This window comes from Acidimicrobiales bacterium, from assembly GCA_036273495.1.
In the GTDB taxonomy this organism is placed as follows: Bacteria; Actinomycetota; Acidimicrobiia; order Acidimicrobiales; family JAJPHE01; genus DASSEU01.
On the sequence record DASUHN010000362.1, the window covers coordinates 1 to 10070 of the forward strand.

General features: G+C 71.3%; 8 protein-coding genes. 3 read left to right on the plus strand and 5 right to left on the minus strand.

Annotated features, from left to right (window positions below):
* Positions 1 to 80 precede the first annotated feature (80 nt).
* The gene (locus VFW24_15370; GenBank protein ID HEX5268145.1) at positions 81 to 842 is read left to right on the plus strand and encodes an ABC transporter ATP-binding protein; all 762 of its coding nucleotides are present in this window, start codon (positions 81 to 83) and stop codon (positions 840 to 842) included.
* 21 nt (positions 843 to 863) lie between these two features.
* Here VFW24_15370 and VFW24_15375 read toward each other — a convergent pair whose 3' ends face one another.
* On the minus strand, positions 864 to 2033 hold the full coding sequence (locus VFW24_15375) for a hypothetical protein (protein HEX5268146.1): 1170 nt from the start codon (positions 2031 to 2033) through the stop codon (positions 864 to 866).
* A 468-nt stretch (positions 2034 to 2501) separates the two neighbouring features.
* Positions 2502 to 3665 carry an epoxide hydrolase gene (locus VFW24_15380; GenBank protein ID HEX5268147.1) on the minus strand — a complete coding sequence of 388 codons (1164 nt, stop codon included), beginning with the start codon at positions 3663 to 3665 and terminating at the stop codon, positions 2502 to 2504.
* A 57-nt stretch (positions 3666 to 3722) separates the two neighbouring features.
* Between VFW24_15380 and VFW24_15385 the strand changes: the two genes are divergently transcribed.
* Together VFW24_15385 and VFW24_15390 are read left to right on the plus strand one after the other, a co-directional pair.
* The gene (locus VFW24_15385; protein HEX5268148.1) at positions 3723 to 5288 is read left to right on the plus strand and encodes an AMP-binding protein; all 1566 of its coding nucleotides are present in this window, start codon (positions 3723 to 3725) and stop codon (positions 5286 to 5288) included.
* A gap of 33 nt (positions 5289 to 5321) precedes the next feature.
* Positions 5322 to 6290, plus strand: a complete 969-nt coding sequence (locus tag VFW24_15390; GenBank protein ID HEX5268149.1) for an LLM class F420-dependent oxidoreductase — start codon at positions 5322 to 5324, stop codon at positions 6288 to 6290.
* On the opposite strand, the gene VFW24_15395 is transcribed toward VFW24_15390, so the two are convergent.
* The 3 genes from VFW24_15395 to VFW24_15405 all read right to left on the minus strand — a co-directional run.
* Positions 6244 to 7437, minus strand: coding sequence for an amidohydrolase family protein (locus tag VFW24_15395; protein HEX5268150.1), 1194 nt, complete (start codon positions 7435 to 7437; stop codon positions 6244 to 6246). The genes VFW24_15390 and VFW24_15395 overlap by 47 nt on opposite strands.
* A 17-nt stretch (positions 7438 to 7454) precedes the next feature.
* Complete coding sequence (locus VFW24_15400) at positions 7455 to 8522, minus strand: amidohydrolase family protein (GenBank protein ID HEX5268151.1); 1068 nt, start codon at positions 8520 to 8522, stop codon at positions 7455 to 7457.
* Positions 8519 to 10070: amidohydrolase family protein (locus tag VFW24_15405; GenBank protein HEX5268152.1), on the minus strand; the 1552-nt coding region annotated here is incomplete at its 5' end. The genes VFW24_15400 and VFW24_15405, both read right to left, overlap by 4 nt.

A 10070-nucleotide genomic window follows, 5' to 3' on the forward strand; every position in this document is an offset into this window, starting at 1 on the left:
AAGGAGAACCTGCGCGAGGTGTCGGCCGACGAGGGCCTGCGCCCCTGCGGCATCTGCCGGCCGCTCGAGGAGGACTAGGCGTGGCCCTGCTCGAGGTCAACGGCGTCGACGTCCGCTTCGGCGGGGTCCACGCCCTGCGCGGGGTGGACCTGACCGTCGAGGACCGGACCGTTACCGGGCTCATCGGTCCCAACGGCGCCGGCAAGACGACGTTGTTCAATGTGGTGTGCGGGCTGCAGGAGCCGCACTCGGGCACGGTCGTGCTCGAGGGAAAGGACATCGGCCGCAAGAAGGCACACCAGCGGGCCCGGCTCGGCATAGCCCGGACCTTCCAGCGCCTCGAGGTGTTCGGCTCGCTGTCCGCCCGCGCCAACATCCTGGTGGCCGCCGAGGTGCGGCGCCGCTGGGCTCGCGACGGCAGCGATCCCCGCGGCGTGGCCGACGAGATCCTCGAGCTGGTGGGGCTGACCTCGGTGGCCGAGGAGCAGGTCGACGCCATGCCGACCGGGCTGGCCCGGCTGGTCGAGCTGGGCCGGGCCCTGGCCACCCGCCCGCGGGCGCTCCTCCTCGACGAGCCGTCGTCGGGCCTGGACGAGTCCGAGTCGGAGTCCTTCGGCCGGCTGCTCACCGACCTGGCCGCAGGTGGGCTGGGCATCCTGCTCGTCGAGCACGACATCGATCTCGTCATGGCGGTGTGCGTCCGGATCCACGTGCTCGACTTCGGGCAGATCCTGGCGGTCGGCACCCCGGCCGAGATCCAGCGCAACGAGTCGGTGCGAGCCGCCTACCTGGGCGTGGGGGACGATGCGGAGAGCGAGATCGTCGAGACCGCCACGGTCTGACCGCCGGCGGCGCCCTGCCGGTCAGCCGTGCAGGCGGTTGGCGGCGCGGATCAGCAGGGCGGGGTCGGTGGCGTACATCAGCAGCGACGCCCCGTCGTTGACGTCGACGTTGAGCGAGCTGGCGTAGAGGTCCAGCGACAGCCACCCGACCCGGCCCCCCGCCAGCTGTTCGCGGATGCCCCGGTGGGGTCCGGGGCCGGGCCCGTAGTCGAGCTCCAGCAGCTGGTGGCCCGGCCCCACGTACATCTCCTTGGTCGTGAACGTGGGCTGGCCCGTGGCCCCGGACACCTGGCCCGAGATGTACGCGGGGCCGAGGCTGAAGCCAGCGGGCGGGTCAAGGCGCGGGATGATGCCCTTCAGGTGGTCCGGGGCGATCGCCTGCGACACGACCGGCGGCTTGCCGGTGGTGGGAAGGCGGGGGTTGGGGGCAAAGGTGTCGGCCGTCGGCGTGAAGTGGGGCTGGAACGAGGTGGCCACCATCCGCTCGGCCAGCTTCCCGTTCAGATACCAGACCTGGCGCAGGATCACCCCGGTGCGGTCCAGGCACAGCTCGGCGCGGGACGATCCGGTCGGGGCAGAGACCTGCTGGCCGGCCGGCTCCCCGGTGAGGACGCGCGTGCACGTCCGGCCGGCCACCCGGTCGGTGCCCACCACTGCGGCTGAGGCGCGATCGATCCCCCAGTCGAGCGGCAGCACGGGCTGGGCGTCCGACACGGCCCGCTGCCGGCCCTGGCTGAGCAGGAACCACCCCGGCCGGCTGCCGTTGGCCGACCAGTCCCAGAGACCCTGGTCGTTGGTGAGCTCGGCGGCCACGATCTTGCCGCCGCGCCGGGTGATGTCCTTGCCGTTCCACGGCCGCTGCACGGTGATCTGCTCGGTGTTGTGGACCCCGCCCTGGTAGGTGACGGCGTAGGTCACCGAATAGGACGCGGTCGGCTCGTCGGCCGGGACATAGGGCTGGCGGAAGGGCTGGGGGGCGCCCGTCCACAGCGCGCCGAGAAGGAAGGTGGCGGCACCGACGAGAACGGCCATCCGGGCCCGGCGGAACTGGCGGCGCCGGACTGTGACCCGCTGGCTGCGCGCCGCCCGGCGCTGGCGCTCGTCCTGACGCCGGGCCCGCTCCTCGGCCCTCCGGTCCGCCCGGCGCCCAGCCGCCCGGGTCGCCTGTCGCGACGGTGCTGACCGGGCCATGGCCCCGGGAACCTACCAAGCAGGCCTCGGCGCAGCCGGTCATGACCGGCGCCAGGAAGCGGGGGATCGCCGTCGATCGGCCGGGCCGGGAACGACTCGGAGCCGGCCTCTCGGCCGGCTCCGGTCGTAGAAGTATCTGGATGTCACCGATCACCACGGCAGGCGACAACGGAACCCGATCAGTTGGGAGCCGCCCTGTCGGCGGCCGCCCCCGTAGGGACGGCGCGCTGCGACCCGCGTTGGAAAGTCCGCGGCGCCTACCCTGGCGTCAGCCGGTGCTGCCCCAGGTCCGGGGAGGACCTAGGGCGGGGAGCAGCCGGGCGGACCACTCTCCTCGCTCGAGCTGGTCGTGTGCACGTCCATGCTCCTTTCGGTGCCTGGTGTCATTTTGCCCACCGACCGGCGCCTGTAGTCAAGGGTCCAACGGCATCTTCGCCGAGCTGTCACATTCGATCGCCGCCGCAGCCGTCAGCGCACGGTGCGGAAGAAGGCCCGCACGTCCTCGACGAAGCGCTCCGGCTGCTCGAAGGCGGCAAAGTGGCCGCCCTTGTCCGGCTCGCTGAAGAACCGCAGGTCGGTGAAGCGCTTCTCCGCCCAGCGCCGCGAGGTCCGGAAGATCTCCTTCGGGAACACCGAGATCCCGCTCGGGACGGTGACGGGATCCAGGCCCACGCTGCTGAAGCTCTCCCAGTACATCCGCGCCGACGACGCCCCGGAGTCGGTGAGCCAGTACAGCATCACGTTGTCGAGCAGCTCGTCGCGGGTGAGGACGTTCTCGGGGTGGCCGTCGCAGTCGGTCCACGCCCAGAACTTCTCGACGATCCAGGCCCCCTGGCCGGCCGGCGAGTCGGCCAGCCCGTAACCGAGGCTCTGGGGCCGGGTCGACTGCTGCTTGGAGTACCCGGAGTCCCAGCGGTCGTAGTGGCCCATCCCGTCGAGCGCCGACTGCTCGCCGTCGGTCAGCTCGGCGACGTCGTCGGGGCCCGGCGGGCAGATGGCCATGTTCACGTGGAGACCGACGCAGTGCTCGGGGTCCTGCTGTCCGATCGAGGTCGTCACCATGGCACCCCAGTCCCCGCCCTGGGCGCCGTAGCGCTCGTAGCCGAGGGCGGCCATCAGCTGCGCCCACGCCCGGGCCACCCGCTGCACCCCCCAGCCGGGGCGGGTGGGCTTCTCCGAGAAGCCGTAGCCGGGAAGGGCGGGGCAGACCACGTGGAAGGCGTCCTCGGGCCGGCCACCATGGGCCGGGGGGTCACTTAGGGGGCCGATCACCTTGGAGAACTCGACGACCGAGCCGGGCCAGCCGTGGGTGAGGACGAGCGGCAGGGCGCCGGGGTGGGGGGATCGGACGTGGAGGAAGTGGATGGCCAGGCTGTCCTCGCCGCCACCGTCGACGGGAGCCCGGTGGCTGCCCCAGCCGTTGAGGGCCGCCTCGCACCGACGCCAGTCGTAGCGATCGGCCCAGTAGGAGCAGAGGTCCTTCACGTAGTCGAGGGGGATCCCCTGCGACCAGTCGTCCACGGTCTCCCGATCGGGCCAGCGGGTGCGCGCCAGCCGCTCCCGCAGATCGGCGAGGTCGGACTCCTCGACGGCGATGGTGAACGGCGTGATCTCGGCTGCTCCGGTCGTCATGAGCGGAGGCTAGACACGACCTGCCGGATCCGCACCGGGGCCCCGTATCCTGCGCCGATGAACGATCCCCGCCGGGAGCTGACCGCGGCCGACCTCGTCATCCGGGCGCTGTCCCAGCCGGGGGACCAGCCCGCCATCCTGCTCGGAGACGCGGTGCTGACCGTCGGCGCCCTGCGCGACCAGGTGAGCCGGATCAGCCAGGCGTACGCGTCGATGGGCATCGGCGTGGGAAGCCCGGTGGCGGTGCTGTCGTCCAACCGGCCCGAGGTGGTGGCGGTAGGGCAGGCCAACCAGATCACCGGCGCCCGCTCGCTGGCCCTGCACCCCTACGGCTCGCTCGACGACCACGTCTACGTGATCGACGACGCCGAGATCGAGACCCTCGTGTTCGATCCCGGCACCTACTCGGAGCGCGCCGCCGCCCTCCTCGAGCGCTGCCCCCGGCTCAGCCGTCTGCTGGCCATGGGTCCGTCGGAGGTCGGCCAGGACCTGCTGGCGGCAGCGGAGCGGTTCTCGGCGCGCCCGCTGCGCCCGCCGGACGTCGACCCCGACGCCGTGTCGGGACTCTCGTACACGGGGGGCACGACCGGCCGGCCCAAGGGGGTGATGGGGACGTCCCGGGGGGCCACGCGCATGACCATGATCCAGATGGCGGAATGGGACATCCCCGCCGCGCCCCGGTTCCTCATCAGCACGCCTCTGAGCCACGCCGGGGCCGCCTTCCTCACCCCGACCCTCCTGCGGGGCGGAGCGCTGGTCGTCCTGCCGGGGTTCGATCCCGAGGGGTTCCTCGACGCCGTGCAGCGCCACCGGGTCACCGCCACCATGCTCGTGCCGACGATGATCTACGCCCTCCTCGACCATCCCGCCCTGGAGAAGGTCGACCTCTCCAGCCTCGAGGCGGTCTACTACGGGGCCTCGGCCATCTCCCCCACCCGCCTGGCCGAGGCGATCGGGCGCTTGGGCCCGATCTTCTTCCAGTTCTACGGCCAGGCCGAGTGCCCGATGGCCATCACCGCCCTCCGCCGCGAGGAGCACCTCGTCGACGACCCGGGCCGGCTGGCGACCTGCGGGCGACCGGTGCCGTGGGTGCGCGCCGGTCTGTTCGACGACGACATGCACGAGGTCGAGCCCGGCCAGGCGGGGGAGATCTGCGTCCAGAGCCCCATGGTCATGAAGGGCTACTGGAAGAAGCCCGACGAGACGGCCGAGGCCTTCCGCGGCGGCTGGCTGCACACCGGGGACGTGGCCACCGCCGACGAGTTGGGCTACCTAACGATCGTGGACCGCAAGAAGGACATGATCGTGACAGGCGGGTTCAACGTCTACCCCCGCGAGGTGGAAGACGTCATCGCCACCCATCCGGGCGTGGCCCAGGTGGCGGTGATCGGGGTGCCGGACGACCGCTGGGGGGAGGCGGTGAAGGCGGTGGTCGTCGCCCGGCCCGGCGCCGAGGTCGACGAGCGGGAGCTGATCGGCATGGTCAAGGAGCGCAAGGGCTCGGTCTACGCGCCGAAGTCGGTCGACTTCTCGGAGAGGATCCCGGTCACCGGGCTGGGCAAGCCCGACAAGAAGGCGCTGCGCGACGAGTACTGGGGGGAAGCCGGCCGCCGCGTCAACTGACCGCCGGCGTCGGCGCTCGCCTACCATCTGACCGTGCGCTACGGAGCCGGCATCGACACGTCCGCCCCCATACCGGAGATCGTGGAGCAGGTGCGGAGCCTGGCGGCGGCGGGGTTCCGCTCCGCCGGCTGCTCGCAGATCTTCGGCTACGACGCCATGACCCTTCTGGCCGTGGTCGGCAGCCAGGTGCCCGACATCGAGCTGATGACCGCGGTGGTCCCGACCTACCCGCGCCATCCCATCGTCATGGCGGCTCAGGCCCTGACCGTCCAGGCCGCCACCGGGGGACGGTTCACCCTGGGCATCGGCCTGTCGCACCAGATCGTCATCGAGGGCATGTTCGGCCACAGCTTCGAGCGCCCCGCCCGGCACATGCGCGACTACCTGAAGGCGCTGATGCCGCTGCTCCATGACCGCAAGGTGGACTACACCGGCCCCACCCTCAAGGCCTCGACGATGATGCCGCTGGAGTTCGACGGGCCCGCCCCCCAGGTACTGGTGGCGGCGCTGGCCCCGACCATGCTCGAGCTGGCGGGGACCCTGGCCGACGGGACGATCACCTGGATGGCCGGCCCCGCCACGATCGGGTCCCACATCGTCCCCGGCATCACCAAGGCGGCCGAGGCCGCCGGGCGCCCCGCTCCGCGTGTCGTGGTGGCGCTACCGGTGTGCGTCACCGCCGATCCGGACGGCGCCCGGCAGCGGGCCGACCAGACCTTCTCGATCTACGGCCAGCTCCCGTCGTACCGGGCCATGCTCGACCGCGAGGGCGCGGCCGGCCCGGGCAACGTGGCGATCGTCGGGGACGAGGACGCGGTAGCCCACCAGCTGGCGGCGCTCGACGACGCCGGCGCCACGGACTTTGGCCAGTCCGTTCGGCACGCCGGAGGAGATGAGCCGGACGATGGACCTGCTGGGGAGCCTCGCCCGCGCCGGCTGAGGCTGCCCGGTGGCGTCAGGCGGGCCGGCGGCGGGACAAGCCCAGGCCGTTGTCGCGCATGACCAGGCGGCACTCCTCGTCGGTGTAGTCGAAGTTCTGGAGGTCCTTGACGTAGCTGGTCGGCTCGGCCAGCCCCTCGGCGTGGGGGTAGTCCGAGCCCATCAGCAGGTGGTCGGGGCCGAGCAGCTCCTTGAGCTCCCCCAGGGCGTCCTCGTAGAACGGGGACACCCACACGTGGCGCCGGAAGGTCTCCCGTGGATCCTCGGGGTAGGCCTTGGGGGTCTGACCGAAGGACTTGGTCAGCTTCTCGTAGAGGTGGAACACCCAGTCCGACCCGGTCTCGATCGAGGCCAGCCGGAGGTTCGGGAAGCGGGCGAACAGCCGGTGGGCCAGCAGGTTGGCGAAGGTGTCCTGGATCGCCTGCGAGGAGGCCAGGGCCCGGAACGGGTTCTGGCGGAACGCCTCGGTCTCGGCTTTCTCACCCCAGTCGGCCAGGTAGCTCGAGTAGCGGCTGTCCCCACCGTGGTAGCAGACAGTGACGCCGGACTCGTTGGCCAGGCCCCAGAAGCCGTCGTAGACGGGATCGGCGGGGGACACGCCCCGGCCGTTCACCACGATCGGACCCGCCACCATCACGATGAACCTGGCGTCGTGGTCCAGGGCCCACTGCAGCTCGCGCACCGCGTTGTCGGCGTCCACCAGCGTCATGTACGGAGCGGCGAAGATCCGCTCCCGGTAGGCGAACCCCCAGTCCTCGTCCATCCAGCGGTTGAAGGCCCGGAAGGCGGCCATGATGGCCGGGACGTCGTCGATCAGGGCCTGCTCCATGCCCACGCCGAGGGTCGGCAGGAAGATGGCCCCCTCGATGCCCTGGTCGTCCATGAGGGCCAGGCGGGCGTCGCGGTTCTGGTACTCGGGGTGGTCGGCCAACCGGTCGAGGTCCCCGAACAGCTCGCGGGTGTCGGCCCCCCTCGGATTGCGGCCCCGGAAGTACTCGTCCAGCGCGCCGGGCTTGGAGACCGGGTCCCAGGTGGGGTTGGGGATGAAGCGGTTGACCCGACCGCCGACGAGGAGGCGGGTCTTGCCGTCCACCTCCGCCCACTGCATGGCCCGCTTGCGGAACTCCGGCTCGATATGGCGGGTGAAGGCGTCGCGCGCCTCGTAGTAGTGGTTGTCGGCGTCGAAGGCCTTGAAGTCGATGTTGGCCATGTTGGGCTCCTGCGGGTTTAGAGGTTCCAGACGCGCCGGGCGTTGCCGAACAGCATCAGCTCCCGCTCCGGCTGGGGCACTCCGGCAAACTGCTCGGCCACGATCGAGCGGGACTCGGGCCAGGTGGTCGGGGGGTGGGGATAGTCGGTCGACCACATCAGGTTCTCGACGCCCAGCCGGTGGCGGAGGAACTGGACGGCGTCGGGCTCCTTGATGAAGGTCAGGTACACGTTGCGGTGGAAGTACCAGCTCGGAAGCTCCTTGAGCTCCGGGTACTCGTAGCCCTGCCACTGCACCATGTCGTCGACGAAGTACAGGTACCACGCCACCCAGCCGAGCCCCGACTCCACGAAGACGATCTTCAGCTCGGGGAAGCGCTCGAGCACCCCGGTGAGCAGCCACATGCCGAGGGCCTCGGTGGTGCTGGGAGGGATGCAGGGAATGGTGGCGGCCAGGTTCGGGGTCGGGTCCCGCTTGGCCATGTCGTCGAGGGAGGTGTTGAGGCCGATGTGGAAGGTCATCGGCAGGCCGGTCTCTTGCACGACGGACCACAGGGGGTCGTACACCGGGTCCCAGTAGTCGGGCATGCCGACCTCGCGGGGGAACACCGGCAGCTGCAGCGACTTGGCTCCGACCGACGCCAGGCGCTGCACCTCCTTCACCGCGAAGCCGATGTCGTTGATCGGGATCTGGTAGTTGACGACGAGTCGGGCCGGGTCGGTCGCCTCGAAGTCCCGGAGGGTGTCGTTGAAAGCCCGGGTGGCCTCGAAGCTGCCGCTCTCCATCATGTAGAGGTAGCGGTAGGCCGACAGCTCGCAGTACATGACCTCGGTCTGCACCCCGTCGAGATCCATGTCCTTGAGCCGCTCGATCGGGTCGTGGGTGCCCGGCCGGCCCAGGGCCCGGCCCGGGAACTTCATGGCCCCCTGGTTGGCCTTGGCCGCCCCGCCCCCGAGGAACACGGCCATGAAGCGCCGGTAGGCGTCGTCGTAGTCCTCGTGGAACTTGGAGGCCAGGTACTTCTTGACGTGGCCGTGCTTGACCGTGACGTGGGAGTCCGACGAGATCAGCGTGTCCGTGGTCACGGCCGTGCCCCCCGCACCAGATGACCGGGCCGGGCCCCGGTCTCCTCCCCGTCGTGGAGGACCACCTCGCCCGAGACGACGGTGTCGACGTAACCCTCGGCCCGCTGCAGGAGGCGACGCCCGCCCGCGGGCAGGTCGTGGGCCAGCCGGGGGACGTCGAGGCGCAGGGCGGGCAGGTCGATCACGTTCAGGTCGGCCTTGGCGCCGGCGCGCACCACGCCCCGGTCGGGCATGCCGTACAGCTGAGCGGTGTCGTGGGTCATCTTCTTGATCACGTACTCGATCGGCAGCCGCGGGCCCCGGGTGCGGTCGCGCACCCAGTGGGTGAGCATGAACGTCGGGATCGACGCGTCGCAGATGATCCCGCAGTGGGCGCCGCCGTCACCCAGGCCGAGCGCCCCCTGGGGATGCATGAGCATCTCCCTGATGGCGTCGGCGTTGCCCTCGCTGTAGTTCAGCAGCGGGAAGACCAGGAAAGCCCGCCCGTCGTCGGCCAGCAGGGCGTCGTACAGCACCTCCTCGGGCGTGCGGCCCTCGGCCGCGGCCATGGCGGCGATCGAGCGCTCCGGTCCCGGCTCGTAGTCCACCGGGTTCCCGAGGACGAACATCTTCTCGTAGCTCGAGCGCACGAAGCTGGCGAAGGCGTTGCGCCCCTCCGGCTCTTCGGCCAGGAGGCGCTGGCGGAAAGCCGGGTCGCGCATGGCCGCCACCCGCTCGGCGAGGGGGCGGTCGGCTATGGCCCGGTACGACGGGTGGTCGAGGAAGGCGTGGGTCGTCTGCAGCCCGACGAGCAGGCCGAAGGGCCGCCCGGCCACCTGCGGGTACACCTGGGCCCCGGCGCCGACGGCGCCCACCGACACCTCGAACAGCTCCCGCCAGAGGTCGGGAGCGGCGTCGACCTGCAGCAGGGCAAAGGTCACCGGGCGGCCGATGGCCTTGGACAACCGCCACATCCAGTCGACCTCGTCCTTGGGCCGGACGATGTCCTCCCCCGCCGAGCCCGCCGGCGCCAGCTCGAAGATCCCCCGCCCGGCCCGGCGCAGGGCGTCACCGATCCCGAACAGCTCGTCCTCGGCGGCAAAGGTGCCCGGCACCGGCTCCCCGTCGATGGCCCGGTGGGCCAGGGTGCGCGAGGTCGAGAAGCCCAGGGCCCCGGCGCGCAGGCCCTCCTCGACGATGACGGACATGGCGGCGATGTCCTCGGCACCGGCCGGCTCGTTGCGCGCCCCCCGCTCTCCCATCACGTAGGCGCGCACGGCGCCGTGGGGAACCTGGGTGCCGACGTCGATCGTGTGGGGCAGCCGGTCCAGGGCGTCCAGGTACTCGGGGAACGACTCCCAGCCCCAGGTGATGCCCTCGGCCAGGGCGGTGCCGGGAATGTCCTCCACCCCCTCCATCAGCCCGATGAGCCAGTCCTCGGAGCCGGGCCGGACGGGGGCGAAGCCCACCCCGCAGTTGCCCATCACGACCGTCGTCACCCCGTGCCACGCCGACGGCGCCAGCAGCGGGTCCCACGTGGCCTGGCCGTCGTAGTGCGTGTGGATGTCG

Bases quoted from the DNA above. Each gene is read 5' to 3' on its own strand.
- VFW24_15380 (HEX5268147.1), bottom strand. From the start codon at position 3,665: ATGACGACCGGAGCAGCCGAGATCACGCCGTTCACCATCGCCGTCGAG.
- VFW24_15395 (HEX5268150.1), bottom strand. From the start codon at position 7,437: ATGGCCAACATCGACTTCAAGGCCTTCGACGCCGACAACCACTACTAC.
- VFW24_15375 (HEX5268146.1), bottom strand. From the start codon at position 2,033: ATGGCCCGGTCAGCACCGTCGCGACAGGCGACCCGGGCGGCTGGGCGC.
- VFW24_15385 (HEX5268148.1), top strand. From the start codon at position 3,723: ATGAACGATCCCCGCCGGGAGCTGACCGCGGCCGACCTCGTCATCCGG.